The organism is Blastococcus sp. CT_GayMR19 (assembly GCF_004570385.1).
GTDB lineage: Bacteria > Actinomycetota > Actinomycetes > Mycobacteriales > Geodermatophilaceae > Blastococcus_B.
Genome location: NZ_SPQL01000003.1, coordinates 127,157 through 152,039 on the forward strand (window position 1 = coordinate 127,157; position 24,883 = coordinate 152,039).

25 protein-coding genes are annotated in these 24,883 nt (G+C 73.6%); 18 read left to right on the top strand and 7 right to left on the bottom strand.

The features are described 5' to 3' along the window. The first annotated feature begins 36 nt into the window (after positions 1-36). A complete protein-coding gene (locus E4P39_RS05645) occupies positions 37-885 on the top strand; it encodes a PaaX family transcriptional regulator C-terminal domain-containing protein (protein WP_135135420.1) in 849 nt (282 codons plus the stop codon). 72 nt (positions 886-957) lie between these two features. Here E4P39_RS05645 and E4P39_RS05650 read toward each other — a convergent pair whose 3' ends face one another. Beyond that, positions 958-1,359, bottom strand: coding sequence for a RidA family protein (locus E4P39_RS05650; protein WP_135135421.1), 402 nt, complete (start codon positions 1,357-1,359; stop codon positions 958-960). Then, on the bottom strand, positions 1,356-2,111 hold the full coding sequence (locus tag E4P39_RS05655; RefSeq protein ID WP_135135422.1) for an SDR family oxidoreductase: 756 nt from the start codon (positions 2,109-2,111) through the stop codon (positions 1,356-1,358). Before E4P39_RS05655 ends, E4P39_RS05650 begins: the two co-directional genes overlap by 4 nt. An 84-nt stretch (positions 2,112-2,195) precedes the next feature. Between E4P39_RS05655 and E4P39_RS05660 the strand changes: the two genes are divergently transcribed. Next, positions 2,196-2,993 carry an enoyl-CoA hydratase-related protein gene (locus tag E4P39_RS05660; protein ID WP_135135423.1) on the top strand — a complete coding sequence of 266 codons (798 nt, stop codon included), beginning with the start codon at positions 2,196-2,198 and terminating at the stop codon, positions 2,991-2,993. Here the strand turns inward: E4P39_RS05660 and E4P39_RS05665 are convergent. Continuing rightward, positions 2,984-3,439, bottom strand: a complete 456-nt coding sequence (locus E4P39_RS05665) for a MaoC family dehydratase (protein WP_209306365.1) — start codon at positions 3,437-3,439, stop codon at positions 2,984-2,986. The genes E4P39_RS05660 and E4P39_RS05665 overlap by 10 nt on opposite strands. A 58-nt stretch (positions 3,440-3,497) precedes the next feature. Between E4P39_RS05665 and E4P39_RS05670 the strand changes: the two genes are divergently transcribed. The 3 genes from E4P39_RS05670 to E4P39_RS05680 all read left to right on the top strand — a co-directional run bounded on the left by E4P39_RS05670 (position 3,498) and on the right by E4P39_RS05680 (position 6,863). Beyond that, on the top strand, positions 3,498-4,040 hold the full coding sequence (locus tag E4P39_RS05670) for a gamma carbonic anhydrase family protein (RefSeq protein WP_135135425.1): 543 nt from the start codon (positions 3,498-3,500) through the stop codon (positions 4,038-4,040). Positions 4,041-4,216: 176 nt separating this feature from the next. Further along, positions 4,217-6,010 (top strand): feruloyl-CoA synthase, encoded by a 1,794-nt coding sequence (locus E4P39_RS05675; RefSeq protein WP_135135426.1) that lies wholly within the window; start codon positions 4,217-4,219, stop codon positions 6,008-6,010. After that, positions 6,003-6,863, top strand: coding sequence for an amidohydrolase family protein (locus tag E4P39_RS05680; protein WP_135135427.1), 861 nt, complete (start codon positions 6,003-6,005; stop codon positions 6,861-6,863). The genes E4P39_RS05675 and E4P39_RS05680 overlap by 8 nt, the downstream gene beginning before the upstream one ends. A 262-nt stretch (positions 6,864-7,125) precedes the next feature. Here E4P39_RS05680 and E4P39_RS05685 read toward each other — a convergent pair whose 3' ends face one another. After that, complete coding sequence (locus E4P39_RS05685; protein WP_135135428.1) at positions 7,126-7,539, bottom strand: PaaI family thioesterase; 414 nt, start codon at positions 7,537-7,539, stop codon at positions 7,126-7,128. Positions 7,540-7,666: 127 nt separating this feature from the next. Here E4P39_RS05685 and E4P39_RS05690 point away from each other — a divergent pair, with 127 nt between their 5' ends. Further along, positions 7,667-8,437 carry a PIG-L family deacetylase gene (locus tag E4P39_RS05690; RefSeq protein ID WP_135135429.1) on the top strand — a complete coding sequence of 257 codons (771 nt, stop codon included), beginning with the start codon at positions 7,667-7,669 and terminating at the stop codon, positions 8,435-8,437. Here the strand turns inward: E4P39_RS05690 and E4P39_RS05695 are convergent. Next, positions 8,424-11,231, bottom strand: a complete 2,808-nt coding sequence (locus E4P39_RS05695; protein ID WP_209306366.1) for a BTAD domain-containing putative transcriptional regulator — start codon at positions 11,229-11,231, stop codon at positions 8,424-8,426. The genes E4P39_RS05690 and E4P39_RS05695 overlap by 14 nt on opposite strands. Positions 11,232-11,425: 194 nt before the next feature. Here E4P39_RS05695 and E4P39_RS05700 point away from each other — a divergent pair, with 194 nt between their 5' ends. Beyond that, positions 11,426-12,472 carry a class I SAM-dependent methyltransferase gene (locus E4P39_RS05700; protein ID WP_135135431.1) on the top strand — a complete coding sequence of 349 codons (1,047 nt, stop codon included), beginning with the start codon at positions 11,426-11,428 and terminating at the stop codon, positions 12,470-12,472. Between the two features lie 54 nt (positions 12,473-12,526). Here the strand turns inward: E4P39_RS05700 and E4P39_RS05705 are convergent, their stop codons facing one another. Further along, positions 12,527-13,528, bottom strand: a complete 1,002-nt coding sequence (locus E4P39_RS05705) for an NAD(P)H-dependent glycerol-3-phosphate dehydrogenase (protein WP_135135432.1) — start codon at positions 13,526-13,528, stop codon at positions 12,527-12,529. 199 nt (positions 13,529-13,727) lie between these two features. Here E4P39_RS05705 and E4P39_RS05710 point away from each other — a divergent pair, with 199 nt between their 5' ends. Together E4P39_RS05710 and E4P39_RS05715 are read left to right on the top strand one after the other, a co-directional pair. Continuing rightward, on the top strand, positions 13,728-14,345 hold the full coding sequence (locus tag E4P39_RS05710; protein ID WP_135135433.1) for a hypothetical protein: 618 nt from the start codon (positions 13,728-13,730) through the stop codon (positions 14,343-14,345). 157 nt (positions 14,346-14,502) lie between these two features. Then, the gene (locus E4P39_RS05715; RefSeq protein ID WP_135135434.1) at positions 14,503-15,129 is read left to right on the top strand and encodes a superoxide dismutase family protein; all 627 of its coding nucleotides are present in this window, start codon (positions 14,503-14,505) and stop codon (positions 15,127-15,129) included. 46 nt (positions 15,130-15,175) lie between these two features. Here E4P39_RS05715 and E4P39_RS05720 read toward each other — a convergent pair whose 3' ends face one another. Beyond that, complete coding sequence (locus tag E4P39_RS05720; RefSeq protein WP_209306367.1) at positions 15,176-15,493, bottom strand: PAAR domain-containing protein; 318 nt, start codon at positions 15,491-15,493, stop codon at positions 15,176-15,178. A 234-nt stretch (positions 15,494-15,727) separates the two neighbouring features. On the opposite strand from E4P39_RS05720, the gene E4P39_RS05725 reads away from it, so the two are divergent. The 9 genes from E4P39_RS05725 to E4P39_RS05765 all read left to right on the top strand — a co-directional run bounded on the left by E4P39_RS05725 (position 15,728) and on the right by E4P39_RS05765 (position 24,882). After that, positions 15,728-17,302, top strand: coding sequence for a phage tail sheath subtilisin-like domain-containing protein (locus tag E4P39_RS05725; RefSeq protein WP_135135435.1), 1,575 nt, complete (start codon positions 15,728-15,730; stop codon positions 17,300-17,302). 30 nt (positions 17,303-17,332) lie between these two features. After that, positions 17,333-17,776 carry a phage tail protein gene (locus tag E4P39_RS05730; RefSeq protein ID WP_135135436.1) on the top strand — a complete coding sequence of 148 codons (444 nt, stop codon included), beginning with the start codon at positions 17,333-17,335 and terminating at the stop codon, positions 17,774-17,776. After that, a complete protein-coding gene (locus tag E4P39_RS05735) occupies positions 17,776-18,222 on the top strand; it encodes a hypothetical protein (protein ID WP_135135437.1) in 447 nt (148 codons plus the stop codon). The genes E4P39_RS05730 and E4P39_RS05735 overlap by 1 nt, the downstream gene beginning before the upstream one ends. Next, entirely contained in the window at positions 18,219-18,380 is a 162-nt protein-coding gene (locus tag E4P39_RS05740) for a DUF6760 family protein (RefSeq protein WP_135135438.1), read from the top strand. The genes E4P39_RS05735 and E4P39_RS05740 overlap by 4 nt, the downstream gene beginning before the upstream one ends. A 239-nt stretch (positions 18,381-18,619) precedes the next feature. Further along, positions 18,620-21,322, top strand: coding sequence for a hypothetical protein (locus E4P39_RS05745; RefSeq protein WP_167761635.1), 2,703 nt, complete (start codon positions 18,620-18,622; stop codon positions 21,320-21,322). Between the two features lie 65 nt (positions 21,323-21,387). Beyond that, a complete protein-coding gene (locus tag E4P39_RS05750; RefSeq protein ID WP_245159658.1) occupies positions 21,388-21,843 on the top strand; it encodes a phage tail protein in 456 nt (151 codons plus the stop codon). Next, complete coding sequence (locus tag E4P39_RS05755; protein ID WP_135135440.1) at positions 21,840-22,637, top strand: LysM peptidoglycan-binding domain-containing protein; 798 nt, start codon at positions 21,840-21,842, stop codon at positions 22,635-22,637. The genes E4P39_RS05750 and E4P39_RS05755 overlap by 4 nt, the downstream gene beginning before the upstream one ends. Positions 22,638-22,641: 4 nt before the next feature. Beyond that, positions 22,642-24,420 (top strand): VgrG-related protein, encoded by a 1,779-nt coding sequence (locus tag E4P39_RS05760; protein ID WP_209306368.1) that lies wholly within the window; start codon positions 22,642-22,644, stop codon positions 24,418-24,420. A gap of 12 nt (positions 24,421-24,432) precedes the next feature. After that, entirely contained in the window at positions 24,433-24,882 is a 450-nt protein-coding gene (locus E4P39_RS05765) for a GPW/gp25 family protein (RefSeq protein WP_135135441.1), read from the top strand. Position 24,883: the final 1 nt, after the last annotated feature.

The window sequence follows — 24,883 nt, forward strand, 5'->3', positions numbered from 1 at the left end:
GGCCCGGCGGGCGCCGGTCGTCGTTATCGTGTGCCCGTGACCGCCGTCGAGGAGGCAACCGGTTCGGTGCTGGGCGCCCCCGGTGCGCTGCAGCCCCGGCAGCTGATCGTGAGCCTGTACGGCCTCTACGCCCGTGAGCACGGCAGCTGGCTGTCGGTCGCCGCCGTCGTCCGGCTGATGGTCGCGCTCGGAGTCGAGGAGCCGGCGGTCCGCTCGTCGATCTCCCGGCTCAAGCGCCGCGGTCTGCTCGACGCCCGGCGGGTGGACGGCGTCGCGGGCTACGCGCTCACCGAAGTGGCCCAGGAGATCCTGGCGGACGGCGACGCGCGGATCTTCGGCCGTCGGCGGGCCGAGACGTCCGACGGGTGGCTCCTCGTCGTCTTCTCGGTTCCCGAGTCCGAGCGGGACAAGCGGCACCAGCTGCGTTCCCAGCTGACCCGGCTCGGCTTCGGCACCGTGGCCCCCGGCGTGTGGGTGGCGCCCGGCCACCTGGCCGACGAGGCCGCCGAGGTGCTGGACCGCCGGGGGCTGGCCGGTTACGTCGAGCTGTTCCGCGGCGCTCACCTCGGTGCGGTGCGCGACCAGGTCGCCCGCTGGTGGGACCTCGACCAGCTGCACGCCCGGTACGCGGAGTTCCTCGACCGCCAGGAGCCGGTGCGCGCCCGTGTCGACGCGGGGAACGGCCTCGGGCCGGCGGAGGCGTTCGCCGACTACGTCCGGCTGCTGACCGACTGGCGGCGGCTGCCCTACGCCGACCCGGGTCTGCCCCTGGACCTGCTGCCCGCCGACTGGAACGGCGCCCGCGCCGCGGACCTCTTCGTCGAGTTGCGCGCGCGGCTCGACGGTCCGGCCCACGAGCACGCCCGCCGCCTGATCGACGACTGACCCAGCTTTCGGTACCGAAAGCTCGTGCGCACGCCGCGGCTTTCGGTACCGAAAGCTGGTGTGGACGACGGGTCAGGCGGGGAGGGCGGCGATGCCCTGCACCTCCACCAGCGCCTCGTCGTCCCAGAGGCGGGCGATGCCGATACCGGCCATCGCCGGGTAGTCCGAGCCGACCAGGCGCCGCCAGACGGCGCCGATCTCGCGCGCGTGGGCCCGGTAGTCGGCGAGGTCGACGGCGTACACGGTGAGCGTCGCCAGGTGCTGCGGTTCCCCGCCGGCCGCGCGCAGGGCGGTCAGCAGGTTGCCGAGCGCCTGCTCGAACTGGGCGACGACGCCGTCGCCGACGATCCGGCCCTCGGGGTCCAGCGCCGTCTGCCCGGCGAGGAACACGATCCGGTCGGTGTGCGCCAGCACCGCGTGCGTGAAGCCGGCGGGCCGGGCCAGCTCCGGCGGGTCGATCCGTTCGAAGGTCATGACTGGACCGCTCCTCCGTCGACGTTGATCCCCTGGCCGGTGATCGCCGCACAGGCGAGGCAGAGCAGGACGGCGTCGGCGACCTCGTCGGGGGCGATCAGCCGGCCGATGGGCTGGCGGCGCTCGAGGGCGGCACGCGCGTCGGCCTCGGACCGGCCGGTGGTGGCGCTGATCGTGGCCACCGTGTGCGCCGTCATCGGAGTGTCGACGTAGGCCGGGCACACGGCGTTGACGGTGACGCCCGTTCCGGCCACCTCCGCGGCGGCCGAACGGACGAGACCCAGGAGCCCGTGCTTGCTCGCGGTGTACGCGCTCACGTAGGGGTCGCCCCGCTTGGCCGCGATCGACGCGACGGCGACCACCCGCCCCCACTCCTGCCCCACCATGGCCGGCAGCGTTCGCCGCAGCAGCCGGAACGGAGCCGTCAGGTTGATCTCGAGGGTGCGGGACCAGTCCTCGTCGGTGGTCCGGCCCAGCGGTGCCGACGTCGCGACGCCGGCGTTCAGCACCAGCACCTCGACCGGACCCCACTCGTCCTCCACGCGGGAGACCACCGCGTCCGCCGCCGCCGGGTCGGCGAGGTCGGCCGGGACGACCAGCGACCGGCCGGGCAGCTCCGCGGCCAGGGCGGTGAGCTCGTCGCCGCTGCGGGCGGTGAGCGCGACGGCGTGCCCGGCGGCGGACAGGCGGCGTGCGACGGCGGCGCCGATGCCCCGCCCCGCGCCCGTGACGAGGCAACGACGGGCGACCACGCGCGGAGCCTGCCACTCGCCGTTGACGCCCGTCAACGGGCCGACATACTCGTGGCCACCGACGCGAGAAGGAGGGGCGCACGGATGAAGCCCGAGGAGTTCACCGACATCCGGTACGAGGTCGAGGAGGACAACCACGCGGTCATCACGATCGACCGGCAGGACCGGATGAACTCGTTCCGTGGCCGCACCGTCGACGAGCTGATCTCGGCGTTCAAGCACGCCTGGGCCGACCGCCGCGTCGCGGCCGTCATCCTCACCGCCGCGGGGGAGCGGGCGTTCTGCACCGGCGGCGACGTCAAGGAACGGGCCGAGACCGGCGGCTACGGCGAGACGGAGTGGGGGACCTTCGAGATCGAGCGGCTGCACCGGATCATCCGTGACATCCCGAAGCCGGTCATCGCCGCCGTCAACGGGATCGCCATCGGCGGAGGGCACGTCCTGCATGTGCTGTGCGACCTCACGGTGGCCGCCGAGAACGCGACCTTCGCCCAGGCCGGGCCCCGGGTCGGGTCCTTCGACGCGGGTTTCGGCTCGGCCTACCTGGCGCGCGTCGTGGGGGAGAAGCGGGCCCGCCAGATCTGGTTCCTGCTCGACCGGTACGACGCGGTCACCGCCGAGCGGTGGGGCCTGGTCAACGAGGTCGTGCCGAAGGAGCAGCTCCTCGACACCGCCCGGGAATGGGCCCGGAAGATCGGCTCCTACTCGCCGACGGCGATCAAGTTCCTCAAGCACTCGTTCAACGCCGACACCGACCACATCAGCGGGATCTCGCACCTGGCCTTCGACGGCCTCGACCACTACGCGAAGAGCGAGGAGGGCATGGAGGGCGCCCGGGCCTTCGCCGAGAAGCGGCCGCCGGACTTCTCGCCCTACCGCTGAGCCGGACGCGCCCGGACGAGGTTCATCGCGAGCAGGCTCAGGACGACGGCGCCGCCGGTGCCGACCAGCTCGACGTGGGTCCGCACGAGACCCCGGTCGGGCTTGCTGCGGGACAGGCGGGCCTCCTGCACGGTGGTGCGCAGCGCCAGCTCGTCCCCGGGGCGGACCGGCCGCAGCCACCGCAGCTCGTCGATGCCGGGGGAGCCGAGGCTGGAGACCGGCGACAGGTACTCCTGGGCGAGCAGGCGCATCATCAGCGCGCAGGTGTGCCAGCCGCTGGCGATGAGGCCGCCGTACGGCCCGTCGGCCGCGGCCTCGCGGTCCACGTGGAACGGCTGGGGGTCGAACCGGCGGCCGAAGTCGACCACCTCGGCCTCCTCCACCCGGACCGACCCGTGCTCGGTCGTCGTCCCGACGACGTAGTCCTCGAACCACTTCTCGCTCACCCGCCCAAACCTACGGGCCGGCGGGGTGGCTGCCGACCGGACTCCTAGGCTGCCGCGCATGCCGCTGTTCTCGTTCGAAGGCCGGTCCCCGCAGGTGGACGCCGATGCCTGGGTCGCCCCGACGGCGACGCTGATCGGCGACGTCGTCGTCGAGGCCGGGGCGTCGGTCTGGTACGGCGCGGTGCTGCGGGCCGACTTCGGCCGGATCATCGTCCGCGCCGGCGCCAACGTGCAGGACAACTCGGTGCTGCACGGGGGCGCCGATCCCGAGACCGAGATCGGACCGGGCGCCACGGTCGGGCACATGTGCGTCGTCCACGGCGCCGTGATCGGGGCCGAGGCGCTGATCGGCAACGGTGCCACCGTGCAGGACGGCGCCCGCGTCGGCCGCCGTGCCCTGATCGGGGCGCACAGCCTCGTGCCGCCGGGCGCCGTCATCCCCGACGAGGTCCTGGCGCTCGGATCGCCGGCCCGTGTCCGGGGTCCGCTGTCCGCGGGCGCGATCGGCTGGGTCGACGGCAACCCGTCGGCCTATCAACAGCTGGCCCGGCGTCACGCGGCCGGGATCCAGGAGGTCGGCGCGCCAGTCCGGGAGGGCTGAGAGCCCCGTCCCGACGCCGTGCCCGATCGACTACACCACTTCTTGACGGCGGAGGTCCGGACGTAGAACATCGCGGACCACGGGTGTCCGTGCGGCCCGGACCGGCGTGGAGCAGAAGGGTGGGCTCCGATGAGCAGGACCTCGGACACCGGCGCGCTCCTCGGGGTTGCCGGCTGATGACCGGGACCTTCGCCGAACCCAGGATCGAGGCCGAGCGGCGGGCCGACGGCGCACTGATCCTGCGGTCGGCAGAACCGCTCGCCGCGCACCCCGTCAGCGTCGTCCACTCCTTCCGGGCCGGCAGCGAGGCGCATCCCGACCGGCTGCTCCTCGCCGAGCGCTCGGGGGAGGGCTGGGCCCGGCTGACGTGGGGCGAGGCCCGCGCGCAGGTCGACGCCTTCGCGCAGGGGCTGCTCGACCGCGGCCTGGCCGACCGCCCGGTGATGGTGCTGTCCGGCAACAGCCGCCTGCACCTCGTGGTCGCCCTCGCCGCCATGACGGTCGGGACGCCGGTGGTCCCGACCAGCGTCGCCTACTCGCTGCAGAGCGCGGACCACGGGAAGCTCCGCGCGATGGCCGACCTGGTCGGTCCGGGTCTCGTGGTCGCCGAGAACGCCTCGTTCGCCGGCGCGGTCGCGGCCGTCGCCGAAGGGCGGACGGTCCTCAGCATGGACGCCGCCCTGTCCGGAGCGCTGCACCCCGACGACCTGGCGGCGGCGCCGACCGGCGAGGTCGACCGCCGGTGCGCGGCCCTGCAAGGGGACGACGTCGCGAAGATCCTCTTCACCTCCGGCTCCACCGGCGCGCCCAAGGGCGTGCTCAACACCCACGGCATGCTGTCGGCCAACCAGCAGCAGATGCGACAGGCCTGGCCGTTCCTCGTCGACGAGCCGCCCGTCCTGCTGGACTGGCTGCCCTGGAGCCACACCTTCGGCGGCAACCACGACACCCACCTGGTGCTCACCAACGGCGGGACGATGTGGATCGACGACGGTCGGCCGGTGCCGGGCCTCGTCGAGCGGACGGTGCGCAACCTGGCCGAGGCGCGTCCGACGATCTACCTCAACGTGCCCGCGGGGTACGCCGCCCTGCTGCCGCACCTGGAACGCGACGAGGCGGCAGCACGGGCCTTCCTGTCCCGCCTGCGACTGGGGTTCTTCGCCGCCGCCGCGTTGCCGCAGCAGCTCTGGGACCGGCTGCAGAAGCTGTCGTCCGAGCACGGCGGGTCGATGCAGATGACCACCTCGTGGGGGCTCACCGAGACGGCACCGGCCGCGACGTCGGCCCATTTCCCGATCACCCGCAGCGACTCCCTCGGTGTGCCGCTCCCGGGTGTCGAGCTGGCGCTCGTGCCGACGGGGGACAAGACCGAGGTGCGGGTGCGCGGAGCGAACGTCACCCCGGGCTACTTCGGCCGCCCGGACCTGACCGAGGCCGCCTTCGACGAGGAGGGCTTCTTCCGCACCGGCGACGCGGTCGCCCTGGCCGACCCGGACGACGTCGCGGCGGGACTGCTGTTCCGGGGCCGCATCGCCGAGGACTTCAAGTTGTCCACCGGCACCTTCGTCAGCGTGGGCACGCTGCGGCCGCAGCTGCTGTCCGCCGCGCAGGGGCTGGTCACCGACGCGGTGATCTGCGGGGAGAACGGCCTGGAGGTCACCGCCATGGTGTGGTTGCACCCGGAGCACGCGGCCCGGTGCGACGACGACGGCGTCCCGGACGCCGGGCTGCGGGCGGACCTCGTGCAGACGCTGGAGCGCCTGGCCGCCGCGGGCGGCGGATCGTCCCAGCGCGTCGAGCGCCTGCTGGTGCTCCCCGAACCACCCGCCCTGGACGCAGGAGAGATCACGGACAAGGGCTACGTGAACCAGCGGGCGGTCCGCGAGCGTCGCGCCGATCTCGTGGCGCTGCTCTCGGCCGAGCCGCCGCCCGCCCGCGTCGTCCTCCGGGAAGATCAGTCGCATGCTTGACGGGCACCTCCTGGTCGATGCGCACGTGCACGTGCCGGTCCTCGGTTCGCTGTCGCCGTCCTGGATCGAGTGGGCGCAGCAGTTCGGTGCTCCCGGGATCCTCGAGCGGATCTGGCGGCCCGACGGGACGCCCGATCCGGCGGCCCTCGACGGCCTCTTCGCGGACGAGGGTGTCGACGTCGCCCTGCTGTTCTGCGAGTACAGCCCCAAGGCGACCGGCTACCAGCTCTTCGACGACCTGCTCCCGCTGGTCGAGCACAATCCGCGCCGGTTCCGCCCGGTCGCCAACGTCAACCCGCACCTGCACTTCCCGATCGTCCGCGAGCTCACCCGGCAGCTCGACCATGGCGCGGCGGCGCTGAAGATCCACCCGGTCCACGGCGGGTTCCGGGCCGACGACGCGGCGCTGTACCCGGCGTACGCGGTGCTCGTGGAGCGGGGGGTGCCATTGGTCGTCCACTCGGGGACCAGCAGCTTCCCGGGGTCGACGAACGCCTACGCCGACCCGATGCACCTCGACGCGGTGCTGCGCGACTTCCCCGACCTCCACGTGGTGCTGGCGCACGGTGGCCGCGGCTGGTGGTACGACACCGCCGCCTTCCTGGCCGTCTCCCGGCCCAATGTCTGGATCGAGCTGTCCGGCCTGCCGCCCAAGCGGCTGCCCGAGTACTACAACCGTTTCGACCTGGGCCGGCTGGCCCGCAAGTGGATCTACGCCACCGACTGGCCGGGCGTCCCGGGGCAGGCGGCCAACGCGCGGGCGGTCGCGTCCCTCGGGCTGCCCGAGGACGTCGTGCCGCTGGTGCTGGGCGGCAACGCCGTCCGTGTCTACGCCGGGCTCGACCCCGCCTGACGGGGGCCTCTCCCGTCGCCGGGTGTGCCCCCAAGCGGCCCACTATGGGACGGCCGAAGAGTGTGCGCGAAGGAGCAGTTTCTCGCCCGAGAACTGCTCCTCAGCGCACAACGTTTCGTGAGCACTTCGTCCCATAGGCCGCCTTCAAGGACACACCGGTCTTGCCGGCGGTCATTGGCGTGGCTGCCGCCGGACGCATGGTGATCGACCGCTGCGCGCGCTTCCGGGAGCGCGCCCCGGGTCACGTCAGGAAAGGCGAGCCTCAGGCTCCGCTCGCCGGCCGCACCATGCAGGTGAGGCGGGCGCTGGCGGTCAACCGGCCCCCGTCGTCGAACACCTCGATCGCGAAGGCGGCGAGGGGCAGCTCGGAACCGAGGGGCGTGCATACCGCCGTCACATAGCCCGACGTGGCCGCCAGGTGGTAGCTGGCGTTCAGTTCGATGCCCACCACGCGAGCGTCCGGCCCCGCTCCCAGCGCGGCGGCATAGGAACCCACGGCCTCCACGAGGCTGCACGTCGCTCCTCCGTGGAGCAGACCGAACGGCTGCGTGTTGCCGTCGACGGGCATCCGGCCGACGACCCGTCGAGGGTCCCAGTCGGTGATCTCGATGCCGAGCTTGTCGTCCAGGGCGCTGGAGATGTCGTCGGGGAACCACGCCGGCGCCTCGGTCGTCACGCGGCCACCCTAACGACGCGTCGCTCGACGACAGGCGCACACGCGGCGGCGCCAGCGCCGTGACAGCGCCCTGCGAGCGCCCTCCGCCACCATGGGCGAACCGCTGGGGGTCAAGAGAGGTCGCGTCATGAGCGAGTCCGTATCCGACGTCGCCGCGTTGGGCACCGTCCTCGGCATCTGGGCCCATCCCGACGACGAGGCGTACCTGTCCGGCGGACTGATGGCGATGGCCAGCAATCTTGGCTCGCGCGTGGTGTGCGTGACGGCCACCCGCGGCGAGCTCGGCACACCCGACCCGGAGACGTGGCCGCCGCAGCGGCTGGCCGCCGAGCGCACTGTCGAGCTGGCCCGCTGCCTGGAGGTCCTCGGCGTCTCCGAGCACCACTGGCTGGGCTACCGCGACGGCCGGTGCGCGGACGTCCCGGTGCCGGACGCCGTCGCGAAGCTGTGCGACCTGATCGACGCAGTCCGCCCGGACACGGTGCTGACCTTCGGCCCGGACGGCATCACCGGCCACCCGGACCACCGGATGGTGTCGGCGTGGGTCACCGCGGCGTTCGACCGGGCAGCCGCGCCGGGCGCACGGCTGCTGCACTCGGCGGTCGCCGAGCGGCGGGTGCCCCGGTGGAAGGAGCTGGACGGCAGCCTGGGCGTGTACCTGCCCGGCTATCCGGTCGCCGCTCCCGACGGAACGCTCGCGCTCGACCTGGTGCTGGGCCCCGACGTCGCCGCGCGGAAGGTCCGGGCGCTGGCGGCGCAGGCCACCCAGACGGCGGGGCTCATCACCGCCATGGGCGTCGACCGCTACACGGCCTGGGTGGGCGACGAGTCGTTCGTCCAGCACCGCCGGCAGACGCCGGTCGCCGAGCGGCCGGCCGTGGCGGTCACGACCGGGTGAGGTTCTGCTCGATGGCCCGCCGCGCCACCTGCAGGACGGCGTCGCGGGGAAGCACCGGGCCTCCGGAAGGATGCCGTCCGTCGCCGGGGGGAGCGTCGCGGGCGGGCGCGTCCGGTGCCCCGTCGGCGGCGGCGTCGAGCTGCGCTGCCGTGTCCTCGTCGCCGAGCCGGCGGAGCAGGTCGGCGAGATTGCGCACCGTCGTCCACTGGTGGGTCCAGTTGCCGGTGCGGGCGAAGTAGTCGATCACCTCGCGGTACCCGACCAGGGCCTCGGCGGCCCGGCCGGCGGCCGCCCGGGCCGCGACCAGCCCGACGGACGCCACGCCGGCAAGGAAGGTGTTGCCCGCTCGCCGGGCGAATTCGACGGCCCGGACGTAGTGCGGCTCGGCCAGATCGCGGCGGCCGACGGAGGTCTCGATCTCGCCCGTGACGTAGGCCGCCCAGGACCGCAGCGTGGGCGACACCGAGCCGGCGAGCGCCCGGTCGCCCAGGACCCGCGCCCCGTCGGCATCTCCCGAGTAGGCCAGCGCGAGTGCGGCGACGCCGAGGGCTTCGCCGGAGCGGCCCCCGAGCTCCGCCGCGGCGAGGGCATGCGCGGCGGACGCACCGTGTGCCCCCCTGGCCAGGGCCACCACCGACAGCGGCATCAGGCAGTACGCCGTGCCGCGTCCATCCGCCGCGCGCTCGAGCCCTGCGCGGGCGAGCCGCTCGGCCTTCGCGTGATCGCCGCGGTGGTAGACCGCCTCACCGGCGGTGCCCAGCACTGCGGCAGCGAGGGGGTGGTCATGGAGCGCCGGGTCGTCGGCCAGCTCTTCCGCCCAGCTGCGGAGCTCCACCAGGTCGCGGTAGGCGACCGCGTCGAACAGCGAGGTGACCATCGCAGCGGCCGCGTCGAGGGCTCCCCGGCTGCGCACCGACCGCCACGCCGCCCGCAGGTTGCCCACCTCGCGGCGGAGGACGGCATCGGCCTCGGGCTCGTCCTCGGTGGCCATGGTGGCGGCGATCCAGGCCGTCAGGTCCACCGCCCAGCGCTGCAGCTGGGCGACCGCGGCCTCGCTCTCGCCGACCGCGGCCAGCCTGTCCAGGCCGAACGCCCGCAGCGTCTCCAGCATGCGGTAGCGGGTGCCGCCCTCGAACCGGACCTCGATCATCGAGGCGTCCACGAGGCGGGCCAGGACGCTCCCCGGGTCGCCGGCGAGGCCCAGGTCGGCGCCGAGCCGCTCGGCGGTGTCCACGTCGGCCCCGTCGACGAACACCGACAGGTGCCGGAACAGGCGCTGCTCGTCCTCCGACAACAGCTGGTACGACCACTCGAGGGTCGCCCGGAGCGTGCGGTGCCGGGTGTCGCCACGGATCCGGCCGCCGCCCAGCAGGTCGAGGGAGCGGGCGAGCCGACTGCGGAGGTCGGCCAGGGAGAAGGTGGACAGCCGGCCGGCGGCGAGCTCGATGGCCAGCGGCATCCCGTCGAGCCGGTGCACGATGTCGGCGATCGTGCGCAGCTCCTCCCGCGTCGGCTGGACGCCTGGGCGTACCCGGCCGGCCCGGTCCAGGAAGACCGCGACCGCGGGGACCCGCGCGAGATCCGGTTCGTTCCCCGGGAGCCGGAGCGGCGCCAGGCGGACGACGCACTCGGCGGCGAGGCCGAGCGGCTCCCGGCTGGTGGCCAGGACGGCGAGCCGTGGGCACGCGGACAGGATCGCGTCCACCATGTCGCGCGCCGTGTCGACCAGGTGCTCGCAGTTGTCGACCACCAGCAGGCCGGGACGGTCACCCAGGACGGCGAGACAGGCCGCGAGGACGTCGCCTTGGACCACGTCGAGGCCGAGCGCCGCGGCCAGAGCGTGGGGGAGGGCCGCCGGGTCGGTGACCGGTGCCAGCAGCAGCACCGCCGTCGCCGCCCCGCTCCGGCCGACCTCCAGGGCGACCCGGGTCTTGCCGACACCGCCGGGCCCGACCACCGTGACCAGTCGTTCGCTCGCCAGCCGGAGATGCAGCGCTCCGACTTCGGCGTCCCGGCCGATCAGCCGGGTGGTGGGCCGGACGTCGGCCCGGGGGCGGGGTGCGGGGCCGGCGGCCCCGCCGGCGATCTCCCGTTCGAGCTGGTCCAGGTCCGCGGACGGGTCGAGGCCGGCCTCCTCGGCCAGCCGGTGCCGGTACTCCCGCCCGGTTCGCAGCGCCTCGGGTGCGCGCCCCGCCGCCGCCAGCGCCCGCATCAGCAGCAGGACCGCGGGTTCGCGCAGCGGGTCCGCGGTCACGGATGCCGCCGCGAGGCCCAGAACCTCCTCCGCCCGCCCCGCGGCGACCGCGCTGCCGATGAGCGCATCGGTCACCTCGCGGTGCAGCTGGGCGCACTCCTCGATCGCGGTGGCGACTGGCAGGACGTCCGCGAGGTCGGGGAGGACCGGACCACGCCAGAGGCCCATCGCCTCCCGGAGCAGCGCCGACGCGCGGGCCGGGTCGTGCGCCGCACGGCCGCGCGCGGACGTCAGCAGCTCCCGCGCTTCGGTGACGTCCAGACCGTCGTCGTCGAGCACGAGCCGGTAGCCGTCCGGGCCGGACTCCAGGCGAGGGGAAGCGGATCCGAGCTGGCCCCGTAACCGGGACACGTGGCTCTGCAGCGCCTGCCGACCCGACTCCGGGACCTCCGAGGGCCACAGCGCGTCGACCAGGACGTCGACCGGCACGGTCCGGTCCTGAGCCAGCGCCAGCAACGCGAGCACCGCGCGTCGCTTCGGCCCGCGGACGTCGACCGTCCGTCCCTCGACGGTCAGCCGCAGCGGCCCGAGAACGTCCACGCGTACCCGCGGTGGGATCCGCCCGCCCGTCATCGCGCACCTCCGGCGACAGCGTGCCCGCGTCGTGGGCGACACCGGAAGCCCGTACGTCGTGCCAGCGCGGTGCAAGCGTGTGCCAGAGCCGTGACAGCGCCCGCCCCGACCCTCTGTGGTGTCCGGCAACCAGCCGGCAGGACACCGGAGGAGAAGACCTGATGGACCACAGCAAGGTGGAGGCGTTCCTGGGGCAGTTCGTCACGGACCTGGGCGCGACCGGCTCGGCCGGCCAGGTGGTGATCGGCCACCGGCTCGGCCTCTACCGGTCCCTGGCCGAGGGGCCGGCGACTGCCGAGGAGTTCGCCGAGCGCACCGGGTGCGCGCGGCGGTACCTGACCGAGTGGCTGCGCGGGCAGGCCGCGGGCGGCTACGTGAGCTACGAGCCGGCGACCGGCCAGTTCTCGCTCACCGAGGAGCAGGCGTTCTGCCTGGCCGACCCCAACGGCCCGAACCTGCCGGCCGCGTGCCTCACCGTGCTCGGCTACCTGCGGGCCGAGCCGCAGATCACCGAGGCCTTCCGCACCGGGGAGGGCTTCGGCTGGCACCGGCACGACGAGGACGTCTTCGTGGGGGTCGACGCGTTCTTCCGCCCCGGCTACGTCGCCGCACTGGTGCCGCAGTGGATCCCCGCGCTGGAGGGGGTCGAGGGGAAGCTGACCGCGGGCGGCCGGGTCGCCGACCTCGGCTGCGGACTCGGTTCGACGTCCGTGCTGATGGCCCAGGCCTATCCGCGCACCACCGTCGTCGGCTCGGACTACCATGGCGAATCGATCGAGCTGGCGCGCAAGAACGCCGCCGAGGCAGGAGTCGGTGACCGGGTCACGTTCGAGGTCGCCACCGCGCAGACCTTCAGCGGCAGCGGCTACGACCTGGTGACGACGTTCGACGCCCTGCACGACATGGGCGACCCGGTGGGGGCCGCCCGGCGGATCCACGACGCGCTCGCTCCGGACGGTAGGTGGCTGCTCGTCGAGCCCTTCGCCTCCGACCGCGTGGAGGAGAACTTCAACCCGGTGGGCCGGCTCTACTACGCCGGCTCGACGTTCCTCTGCGTGCCGAACGGGCTCTCGCAGGACGGGGGTCACGCCCTGGGTGCGCAGGCCGGTGAGGCCGCTGTCCGGGCGGTGGTGGCCGAGGCCGGCTTCAGCCACTTCCGGCGGGCCGCGGAGACACCGTTCAACCTCGTCTACGAGATCCGGCGGTGATCGGTGCGGCGGCGGTCGTGGGTTCTCCGCGACCGCCGCCGTCCCCGGAGCCGGTCAGCCGGGCTCGGACTCGTGTCCGGCCGGAACCGCCCGGACGAGGCCGCGGTAGGCGTCCGCGGCACGGATCCGGCCGGTGACGACATCGTGGATGGTCTGGGCGATCGGCATGTGCAGCCCGTGCCGTTCGGCCAGCTCCACCACCGTGGACGCCGTCCGCACGCCTTCGGCGACCATGCGCATCTCACCGAGGACCTCCTCGACCGATCGGCCCAGGCCGAGCTGCTCGCCGACGTGGCGATTCCGGCTCTGCGGGCTCATGCAGGTCGCGACCAGGTCGCCCATGCCCGCCAGCCCGGCGAGGGTGGTTGCCTCACCGCCCATCGCCACCGCCAGCGTCGTGAGCTCGGCCAGGCCACGGGACATCACGGCGGCGCGCGTGTTGTCACCCACGCCCAGGCCCTGCGCCATGCCGGTGGCGATGGCGATGACGTTCTTGAGCGCACCGCCGATCTCGCAGCCGACGACGTCGTGGTGGGTGTAGACGCGGAAGACGCCCCGCGCCACCTCGCGCTGCAGGGCCGCGGCCACGGTCTGGTCCTCCGTCGCGATCACGCTGGCGGCCGCCTGGCCGGCCATGATCTCCCGCGCCAGGTTGGGACCGGTGAGCGCCGCGGCCGGCCGGCCGGGCAGCACTTCCTTGATCACCTCGGTCATGCGCAGATGGCTGTCCCGTTCCAGCCCCTTGCTGAGGCTCACCACCGGGATCCAGGGCGCCAGGTGCGGGCGGACCAGTTCCAGGGTCTGCCGGAAGGCGCTGGTCGGAACCCCCACCACCAGGAGGTCGGCGTGCCGGGCGGCCCGCTCGAGGTCCGCTGTCGCCCGCAGCCGGGCGGGCAACCGGGCCCCCGGCAGGTAGCCCTCGTTGCTCCGCTGTTCGTCGACCTCCGTGGCCACCTCGGGGTTGCGGGCCCAGAGCAGCACCTCGTGATCGCGTCGGCAGAGCAGGGTGGCGACCGTCGTCCCCCACGAGCCGGCCCCGAGCACGGTCACCCTCATCGATACCTCCTGGCAGCGGTGGTGCTTCGCCTCGACCGACCGTTACCGATCGCCCGCCCGCGAAGGATCATGACGGACGACCTGCCGGACCAGTGCCGGGCGGCGCGGCCGGGACTCTCGACTCTCGTCCGTGACCGCGGGCACCCCTAGCGTCCGGGTCGCGGGGAGCAGCGATCACGACGCCGACAGGAGGATCACCATGTTCATCCAGGTCATCCAGGGCAGGACGTCGGACGCGGAGGGCCTGCGGGCCGCGGTCGACCGGTGGGAGAAGGACGTCGCCCCCGGAGCGGTGGGGTGGCTCGGCTCCACGGGCGGCGTCACCGAGGACGGGCGGGCCATCGCGGTGGTCCGTTTCGAGTCGGAGGAGTCGGCCCGCCGCAACAGCGACCGGCCCGAACAGGACCGGTGGTGGCGGGAGACCGAGCACCTGTTCGACGGCGGGGCCTCGTTCCGCGAGAGCTCCGACGTCGTCGTCGACCTGCAGGGCGATCCGGATCGAGCCGGGTTCGTCCAGGTCATGCAGGGCCGCACCAGCGACCCCGCCCGCGCGAGAGAACTGATGGCGCAGGACCCGGAGATGTGGGCGACCTACCGTCCCGACGTCCTGGGGAGCGTGGAGATCCTGCACGACGGTGGCGCCTACACCATGGTCCTGTACTTCACCTCGGAGGCCGAGGCTCGCGAGGGAGAACGCAAGGAGATGCCGCTCGAGCTGCGGGCGACCATGGACGAGATGGACAAGCTCACCGTCGAGGAGCCGGAGTTCTTCGACCTGAAGCAGCCGCAGCTCCGGTCCGCCCCCGGGAGCACCTGAGGGGCTGCCGATCCGCACGAGCGGTGGCGGATCGGGTTCCGTCGCCACGGCGGGTGCGGCAGGCTTGCGCCGCGCCGGGGCACGGGGCCCACGGCCGCCCATCTTCCGGCGTCGGGGTCCAGTGACCACGACGTGACCGCCCGTCCGGAGGCTTCCCATGCGACGAGTTCCTACCCTCTCGGTGCTGTTCCCGTGCCTGATTCCGCTGGTCGCGACGGGGTGCGGCGCCGAGGCTCCGGCCGCGGCGCCCGGCGGGGAGGTGGCGAGCGAATCGGAGTCGGCCGACTCGGACGACGAACTCACCGCAAGCCTCGTCGACCCGGCGGGCACGGAGGTGGGAACGGTCAGCTTCAAGGACGAGGAGGGCGCCCTGGAGGTGTCCGTCGAGGTGGAGGGCCTGCCGCCCGGGTTCCACGGATTCCACGTGCACGCCGTCGGGCTCTGCGAACCGGACAGCGTCAACCCGGCCAACCCCGCCATGACGGGGGACTTCCTCTCCGCCGGAGGGCACCTCGGTGGGGGAGAGGCCGATCACGGCGCGCACGCCGGTGATCTCCCGGTGCTGTACGTCGACCAATCCGGCGCCGGCACGCTGACGACCGTCACCGACGCGCTGAGCCGCGAGGACCTCACCGACGACGACGGCAGCGCCGTGATGGTGCACGCCGACCGCGACAACTACGCGAACGTCCCCGAGAGGTACGCGCCCGCCGGCGCCGACGAGATGACACGCAACACCGGTGACGCCGGCGGTCGCATCGCCTGCGGGACGGTCGAGGGCTGACCCGCAGACCCGGCCGGACGCTCGCGGTCGCCGAGGAGGGCTGTGCTCAGCCGCCGATGATCACGGTCGGGCAGCCGGGCCCGGGGGCGATCGGCGCGCCGTGCATGGAGAGGTCGGCCAGCCGTGCGGCGGGAAACCCGCCGACCAGGACCGTCATGCTGCCCTGCGCGATGCCGTTCGGGGCCGGGGAGACGCAGACGATCCCGCCCGGGATTGCGTTCGCCACCGCCGCCGGGGCACCGCCGATGAGGACGGTCGGCACCGACGCGGCGGGCGTGATCGGACCGCCGACGTGCGGTTTCGGCCCGTCGGACAGGGCGCACAGGGCCATGTCCCCGGCCCTCAGCGCGGGCCCGGTCGGCACCTTGCCCCCAGAAGATGACGGCGGCGGGTGGGCACGGGGCTGATCCTCGGCCCGGTGCCGCTCGGCCGCCAGGCCCCTGGACGTCGCCCGTGGGGGCGATCGGCCTTCCCGTTGGGGCAGGTCGGTCTGCCCGCCTCATCGGCCCTGGGTCCCTCTGCGCGCCGGGCTGCGGCCGCCACGCTCCTCGTACCGGTTCGACGAACCTCGTGCCGGTCCGTGTCCGAGGAGGTCCCGATGCCCACCTATCTCTCACCCGGTGTGTACGTCGAGGAGGTCGAGTCGGGATCCCGGCCGATCGAGGGCGTGGGCACGGCGGTGGCCGCCTTCGTAGGGCTGGCAGAGACGGGGCCCTTCAACCAGCCCACCCTGGTGAGCAACTGGAACCAGTACCGGGGGATCTTCGGAGACATCGTCCCCGGGTCGTACCTCGGCCTGTCGGTGTACGGCTACTTCATGAACGGCGGCGGGAACTGCTACGTCGTCCGGGTCGGTGAGGACGGTGGCGCGGCGCACAACGGCGGGGGAGCCCGCGGCAACGGGGGCCGCAGTCTGCCGGAGTCGCCCGGCCGGGCCCAGGCGGATCTCGGGGCGTACCGGATCGTCGCGCTGACGGACGGCGACGCGGCCAACGAGCTCACCGTCGAGGTGGCTCCGCCCGGCGGCGAGGAACCCACCGACGACATGTTCAAGCTCGTCGTGAAGCAGGGACTGCAGGTCCGCGAGGAGTACGACCGGGCGACCACCGGGCGTGGGAAGCAGAACGTCGCCACGATGGTGAACGCGAAGTCCAAGCTCATCCATCTGGACGAGACCGCCCAGGGAGCGGCGATCGAGCGGCCGGCCTACGGCACGGCCGTCGATCTGGTGGCCCCGCCCCCGCCGTCGGCGGTGCCCACACCACGGCTGTCCGCCGACGACTACGTCGGCGACGTCTCCGAGCGGACCGGCTTCGGTGGTCTCGAGGCGGTCGACGAGGTGACGATGGTCTGCGTCCCCGACCTCATGAGCGCCTATCAGACGGGTGCCGTGGACCTCGAGACGGTCCAGGCGGTGCAGCTGGGGATGATCGCCCACTGCGAGCTGATGGGTGACCGGATCGCGATCCTGGACCCCCCGCCGGGTCTGAACGCCCAGCAGGTCAAGGAGTGGCGGGTCGACAGCGCGGGCTACGACTCGAAGTTCGCCGCGCTCTACTGGCCGTGGATCAAGGTCTCGGACGGCGGCGCCGGAACGGTCATGGCGCCCCCCAGCGGCTACGTCGCCGGCATCTGGGGTCGTAACGACGACAGCCGGGGGGTGCACAAGGCGCCCGCGAACGAGGTGGTCCGCGGCGCGGTCGCGCTGGAGATCCAGATCACGAAGAACGAGCACGACCTGCTCAACCCGGTCGGCATCAACTGCCTGCGGTTCTTCCCCGCGCGCGGGATCCGGGTCTGGGGGGCGCGCACCCTCTCGTCCGACCCGGCGTGGCGCTACCTCAACGTCCGCCGGCTGTTCAACTACCTCGAGGAATCCATCCTGGGCGGGACCCAGTGGGTCGTCTTCGAGCCGAACGATCAGGCCCTGTGGGCCCGCATCCGCCGGACGATCAGCGCCTTCCTCGTCAACGAGTGGCGCAAGGGAGCCCTGTTCGGTGCGACGCCGCAGCAGGCGTTCTACGTCGTGTGTGACGAGTCGACCAATCCCAGCGAAGGCATCGACGCGGGCCAGGTCATGTGCGAGATCGGCGTCGCACCGGTCAAGCCGGCGGAGTTCGTGGTGTTCCGGCTCGCGCAGTTCTCCGGCGGCACGAGTCTCGTCAGCGAATAACGGACCAGGACAGGGAAGCAGAGGATTGCCATGCCATTCGGTGAGTTCGACGGCGGTGTCGCCCACTCGTTCGGTTGCGAGATCGACGGTCAGATGGTCACGCAGATCCAGGAGGTCAGCGGGCTGAAGCTGGAGCAGATCGCGGTGGAGATGAAGGAGAACACCGTCGACGGCAAGTACATCAACCGGTTCCTCCCCGGCCGCCCCAAGCCGTGCAAGATCACCCTGACCCGTGCGATGACGGAGAGCAGCTCGTTCAACGACTGGATCAAGGACTCCCGTCTCGGCGACATGGGCAAGGTGCGCAAGGGCGGCGCGATCATCGTCTTCGACTACCAGCAGAAACCGATCCGCCGGTACAACCTCAAGGACGTCTGGCCGGAGTCGCTCGAGATCAGCAGCATGAAGTCGGGCGACACGGCCCTGCTCACCGAGAAGCTGACCCTCAACTGCGCCGAAGTCGAGGTGGAGTGATGCAGCGGGCCCACCGGGGGGTCCTGCTGGACGAACGGCCCCCGCCGCCGGCCCGTGAGCCGGCGCCGGCGGAACGGCTGCGCACCGAGTTCTCCTTCGTGCTGCCGCGCGGCTACGTCGACGCGGCAGGCACCGTCCACCGGGACGGCGTCATGCGGCTGGCCACGGCCCGGGACGAGCTCATTCCGCTCCGCGACGACCGCGTGCGCCAGAACCCGGCTTTCCTCACCGTGGTGCTGCTGGCGCGCGTGGTCACCCGGCTCGGCGCCATCGAGGACGTGCACGCCGGGATCATGGAAGACCTGTTCGCGTCGGATCTCGCGTTCCTGCAGGACCTCTACCGGCGGGTCAATCAGGAGGGACACACCAGAGCAGCGGTGACCTGCCCCTCCTGCGAGCACTCCTTCACGGTCGACATCGCGGGCGGGCGCCTGGGGGAATCGTGACGTACGCGGCCGACCGCCTCCACGAGGAGGTCGCGTACGTCGCCTATCACCTGCACTGGTCGCTCGACGACCTCCTCGACCTCGAGCACGCCGACCGGCGCCGCTACGTGGAGGAGATCGGTCGGATCAACGCCCGCGTCCAGCAGGAGCTGCGGTGATCCCACGGTGGCCCTTCCGGCGGTCCGCGCCGGCTCCTCCGGCCGCGGTTCCGGTCGCGGCCGATGCCCCGGCCTGGAGTTTGCTGCCGCCGCTCCAGCGCGTCCTGACGCCCGTCGAGACGATCGCTCCCCGGGAGCGGCTGACAGCAGCGCTGAGCAGCTGGCGCGATCCCCGGTTCCTCGCGCCGCTCGGCCACCTGCTCCACGACGGGGCGCCCGGGGGGACTGTGGACGGTCTCGTGACCCCGACCGCCGGCCGAGCAGTTGCGGGGCCGGCGCCGGACCTCCCGGGGTTCCGGCCGCCCGGGGGACGCCGCACGCTGCAGAGGAGCATCCGGCGCGGCCACCTCCCGATCCTGTCCGCGCAGCAGGCCGTCGAAGCCGGAGCCTCCGGGCCCCACGGGACCCCCGCTCCGGCGGGACCGCCCGAGGACGAGCCGGAGCTGACGCCCGCCCCCCGCATCCTCTCCGCCGTCGACGGGGCCGCCCCCCCGACGGCGGCCCCGACCGTCGCCCCCGCGATCGACCATCCGGCCGCGTTCCGCCCCGTCGTCGCACCCCCGGAGCAGCCTCCCGTCGCGCAGCTCATGGCGACGGGCGGGCCCGAGCCCGCAGCTGCCGAGGCCTCCGCCGAGACGTCGGTCGAGGCCTCCCCGGCGGAGCAGACGGACACGGATGACGAGCGGGCGGCGGAGGCACGCCCGCTCGTCGGCGTCATCGGGGGAGAGGAGAGCGTGGGGGAACGGGGTCCGGGCGAGGCGCTCCTCCCGCCGGCGATCCAGCGACGGGACGAGGACGCCGGGGGGAACTCCGGCCCGCGGACGCCGACCGTCTCCCGCGCCGAGCCGACGCGCCACGTCGGCCCGGCCCGCCTCCATGACACCCCGGCGGGGCCGATCGCAGCAGCAGCGCCGACCGGACCGGCCGCGGCTCCCCGTCCGGTGGGATCGCTGGGGACGTCGGCCGAGACCGTGGGGGCACACGGGTCCGGCGCTGTGCAGCGTCAGGTGGCCGGGGCCTCCGGGGACCCCCACCCCGTCCTGCCGCCTCCCGGGATCGGGACGGCGTCGCGCCCGGCTCCCGACCCCCCGCTGTCCTCCGGGACGGTGCCGTCGGGTGTCGTGGACCCCGCCGGGGCGATGCCGCCGTCGGCGGGATCGACGGAGAGACCTGTCGTCCCCGCCGGCGCCGTCGCCCCGGAGTCGGAGCCGGATGCCGCCGCCCCCGAAGCGGCGGCCGCCGGGGCGCCCGTCGTCAGCCGGTCGGTCGTCCTCCCCGCGGATGTGCGCGCGCAGCCCTTCCCGCCCGACCGGTCCGCCGTCGCCCAGCAGGCCGGGCTCCCTCCGGCCCCCGAGGTCCAGCGGGCACTGGTGTCCGAGGACGCGCCACTGGCCGGCGGGACGGCGATCGGGCCGGTGCCCGGGACGTCGCGGAGCGCGGGCGAGCGGCACGAGGAGGCAGCGAGCAGCGTGCGGGAGCCCGCCGTCGACGGCCTGGCCGTGCCGTCGGCCCCCCGGGCCGTGCCGCCGGCGGGCCGGACCGGCACCGACGACCCAGACGACCACGCGTCCGTCGCCGGCGCGGAGCCGGTCGAGGCCCCTCTCCTCGCCGCCGGTTCGCCGACGGTGTCGCGGATGCCGGCCGACGAGGTCTCGGTGGGCACCGTCGAGGTTCCCCCGCTGGGAATGCCGATGCCGCCGCGTGCGGCGGATGACGACTGGCCGGGGACCGGTCCGGCGCCGGAGGCGGATCCGTCGGCAGGTGGCGCCCGGGACGGCGCCCGCGGGGGTCCGGCCGGCGCGTCTCATCCGGCGCCGGGGGTTCCGGACCCCTCGCGTCTGGCTGTGTCGGCGACCGGGTCGGACCTCGTGCCCGCCCCGGTGCAGCGCGTCCCGGTCGCGCCGCTGTCCGGCGACACCGTGCTCCCGGTGCCGGCGGGAACCCGACAGGACCGTTCGCCCCCCGAAGCCCCGGCATCCCGGCCACGGCGGCCGGGACTCGGCGAGCCGCTGACCGGGCCCCTGGACCTCCAGCGGATCGCCGTCCCGGCCGATTCCGTCCAGCCCTCGCCGCATCGGTCCGGAGTACCGGCGCCCGCGTTCGAGCGCGGCACCGACCACACCGTGCTGGCCATCCCCCCGCTGCCCGGGTCGTCCCCTCCTCGGGCAGCGGACGACGTCGACACCGGCCTGCCTCCCGTGTCGCCGGGTGGGCCGGTACCGGCGGTGGCGCCGGCCCCGACCGGCTCGGCGGGGATGGATGACCTGCATCCGGCGGTCGGGCAGGGGCTGCCGCCCGTCCCGGTCGTGGCCCGCGTCGTCCCACTGCTGGGCGCGGGGCCGTCCGTCGCCGGTCCGCTGACGGGGGCCGGCGTGCCCCCTCTCGCCCGGCCGGCGGACGTCGGGGGGAACGGGGGCCCGTCGGTCCGGGACGGTCTGCCACCGGCCGCCGTGACCTGGCCGGGAGACGCAGCGGCCGTCCAGCGTGTCCCGGCCGGGACGTCCGTCCAGGGCACAAGGAACGCCGTCCGTCCCGGACCGGTGCCCTGGACGGACGGCGCGCGCGGTCCGGCCGGCAGTGCCAGGTTCGCCCCGGCTCCCTGGGGCGCGGCAGGGGTGCTGACCGTCGCGAGGGAGACGGCGCCGCACGACGGCGCGGTCCCGACGGAGTCGATCCCGCCCTCGGCGGCCGTGCTGCACGACCGGCAGGAGGTCGTGCAGCGCCTCGACACGCCCGCGCCTGAGCCCGTCGCCGCCCCGCCCCCCGAGCCCGCCACCGCTGCCGCGCCGGCGCCGGCTGCGGCCGGGGCGACGGCGGCACCGTCCGCCGCGGCACTGGACGAGCTCGTGCGGCGGCTCTACGACCCGCTGTCCGCCCGGCTCAAGGATGAGCTCCGGCTCGACCGTGAGCGCGCGGGCCTCATCACGGACCTGCGGCGCTAGGCGATCAAGGCACTTTGGCGATCAAGGCACCAGGCGACCAGGCACCAGGCGATCCAGGAGGGCCAGTGACCATCACCGACCGAGCCACGGCAGAGCTCGCCGTCACGACGTGCTTCGGGGTCTCCATCGACGGCGCGAAGCTCGGCAGCTTCAGCAGCTGCGAGGGACTGGGCTGCGAGGTCGTGCTCGAACAGCGCGAGGAGGGCGGCAACAACGGCTTCGTCTGGCAGCTGCCGTCGCGGATCAAGTACTCGAACGTCAAGCTCAGCCGGGCGGTCTGCGCGGACACCTCCCAGGTCGCCGCGTGGATCGCCGAGGTCGCCGGCGGGACGAAGCCGAAGACGGCCATCATCGCCGCGATGACGGCGAAGGGGGACGTCGTCGCGGCCTGGGAGCTGCTCGGGGTCGTACCGGTGCGCTGGACCGGACCGAGTCTCAACGCCGAGTCGGCGAAGATCGCCATGGAGACGATCGAGATCGCCCACCACGGAATCCTGCCCAGCAACGGGCCGGTCAGATGACCGCCGTCATCGGCCTGGAGACGTCGGCCGAGCAGAAGGACCCACCGGCCCGACCCGACATCGCCAAGGACGCCAAGGGACCACAGCCGCGCACGGCGACGTTCGCCCGAGCGGAGCTGACCGTCTACGACGCCAAGCCCGGGGGCAGCGGAAAGGACCTCGGCGGTCCGCGGGACCGACTGGAGTTCCAGTTCAATCCCAAGGAGTTCACGATCGCGAAGTCCGCGACCTGGACCAGCAAACCCGCCCGCGGGGCGCAGAAGGCCGGACCTCCGGAGTTCACCGGCGCCGGGCCGGGCAAGCTGAGCGTGGAGATGTTCTTCGACGCCTCCGGCACGCACGACCGCACCGTGGTGACGGCGGTGGAGAAGCTCTTCGCCTGCTGCGTACCGACCGAGGAGAGCCTGAAGGACAAGAAGGCCTCCCCGCCCCTCGTGGTGCTGAAGTGGGGCACGACGCGCAGCTTCCCGGCCTACGTCACCTCGGTCAGCGCCAAGTACACGCTGTTCGACTCGGACGGCACACCGATCAGGGCGACCTGCAGCGTCTCGATGGAGGAGATGCCCGGGGTCACCGCCAAGCAGAACCCCACCTCCGGTGCCGTCGCGGCCCGCCGGCTGCACACCGTCGTCGCGGGCGACACGCTCGCCTCGGTCGCGTTCCGGCAGTACGGCGATCCGGCGATGTGGCGGCCCCTCGCCGCATTCAACGGCATCGACGACCCCCTCCGGGTGCGCCCGGGAGCCACGCTCCTGGTCCCGGCCCTGGAGGAACTCGGGCGGGGCGGGGGCTGAGCCGGTGGCGATCACCAATGCCTTTCTCGTCGAGGTCGCGGGCGCTGCCCTCCCCGCCGACATCGAACCGCTGCTGACCTACGCCTACGTCGACGACAGCCTCAACCTGCCCGACCTCTTCGTGCTGCGTTTCCGCGATCCCGACCGGCTGGTGCTGAGCAAGACGGGCATAACGATCGGCGCGGCCGTCACGGTGTCGGTCCTGACCGGCGACGAGCAGGCGCCGGCGCTGCTGGTCGCGGGGGAGGTGACGTCGCTCGAGGTCGACTTCGACACGACCGGGACGTTCACCGTCGTCCGGGGCTACGACCACGCCCACCGGCTCTTCCGCGGGCGGGGCACGCACGCCTACACCCAGGTCACCGCCTCGGACGTGATGACCGCCGTGGCCCGTCGCGCGAAGCTGCAGCTCGGCGACGTGCAGCCCACGACGACCGTCTTCGACCACGTGGCCCAGACCGGGGCGAGCGACTGGGAGTTCCTGGAGTCCCTCGCCCGTGAGATCGGCTTCGAGGTCGCCGTCCGGGAGGGCAAGCTGGATTTCCGCGCGCCGAAGACCGCGTCGACCGCCCCGGGGCACGAACGAGCGGACGAGAACCCCCTCGTGCTGCAGCTGGGCGCGGACCTGCTGCGGTTCCGTGCGGTCGTCACCGCCGCCGAGCAGGTCGGCGAGGTCCAGGTGCGCGGGTGGGACGTGGCCCAGAAGCGACCGCTGGTCGGCACCGCGGCGGCGAGGACGAACACCGCAGAGCTCACCGGTGTGGACCCGGCCGGTCTGGCCACGACGTTCGGCAACCGGACGTACGTCTCGGGGGACGTGCCCTACGGCACGCAGGCCGAGGTCGACGTGGCCGCGACCGCGCTGGCCGACCAGCTCGCCGGGGCCTTCGCCGAGTTCAGCGGTCTGGCCCGCGGGAACGCCCGGCTGCGGGCCGACGTCGCCTTCACGATCGGCAACGTCGGCGCCCCCTTCGACGGCAAGTACACGATCACCTCGTCCCGGCACAGCTACGACGCCGCGACCGGCTACACCACGGCCCTGACGGTCAGCGGCCGGCAGGACCGCAGCCTGCTCGGACTGACTTCAGGAGGCGGCCGGGGTGGCCCCGGGGGTGTCCTCGTCGCGCAGGTGAGCGACACCAACGACCCTCAGCAGCAGAGCCGGGTGAAGCTCACGTTCCCCTCGCTCTCGGACGACTACGTCAGCGACTGGGCGCGCACGGTGCAGCCCGGCGCCGGGCGGGACCGGGGTGCGCTGGTGCTTCCCGAGGTCGGGGACGAGGTGCTGGTCGGCCTGGACGGCGCCGGGCGGCCGTACGTGCTCGGCGGCCTCTACAACGGGGTCGACATACCCGCGAAGGGACCCGTCGACGTCGTGGACGGGGGCACCGGTGCGGTCAACCGGCGCTCGCTCGTGTCCCGCCGCGGGCACCGGATCGACCTGCTCGACGAGGACGGCCGGACCGAGGGCCTGTCCCTGACCACGGCCGACGACGCCCTGCGACTCGTCCTCGACGCGACCGGCACGGCGGTCACGGTGCACAGCGACGGCACCGTGACCGTGGAGGGCGCCAAGGGTGTCGTCGTCGACGCCAAGCAGTCGAAGCTGGAGCTGAAGGGCGCGACGGTCGAGGTGACCGCCACCCGCGGCGTGACCGTCGACAGCGGCGGCGGCGGCGTCACGGTCACGGCCGGAACCGCGGTGGAGCTGACCGGCACCACGGCGAAACTCGTCGGCCGCACCAGCGCCGAGGTCAAGGGCGCGATCGTCCGGATCAACTGAGGAGCTGGCAGCGTGAGCACGGACTTCGTCGGTGCCGGGTGGGCGTTCCCGGTGCGCACGGACGCGACCGGGAGCATCGCCCTCGTCCGGCGGGACCGCGAGCTGCAGGAGGCGATCCGGCTCATCCTCGCCACGTCGCCCGGCGAGCGGCCGATGCGCCCGGAGTTCGGCTGCCGCATCGGCGAGCACGTCTTCGGGGTGGCCGACGCCGCGACCGCCGGACAGATCGCCCAGGACGTGCGGGCGGCGCTGGACCGGTGGGAGCCGCGGATCGACGTCATGGACGTGTCGATCGCGTTCGACCGGGTGGACGCGGGAACGCTCTACATCGACGTCCACTACGCCGTCCGGGACACCAACGACGTCCGGAACCTCGTCTTCCCCTTCTACGCCATCCCCGGCGGCGAGCGGGCCGAAGCGATACCGGTGGAGGCCGCCCCGGTCCTCCTGAGAGGAGCCTGAG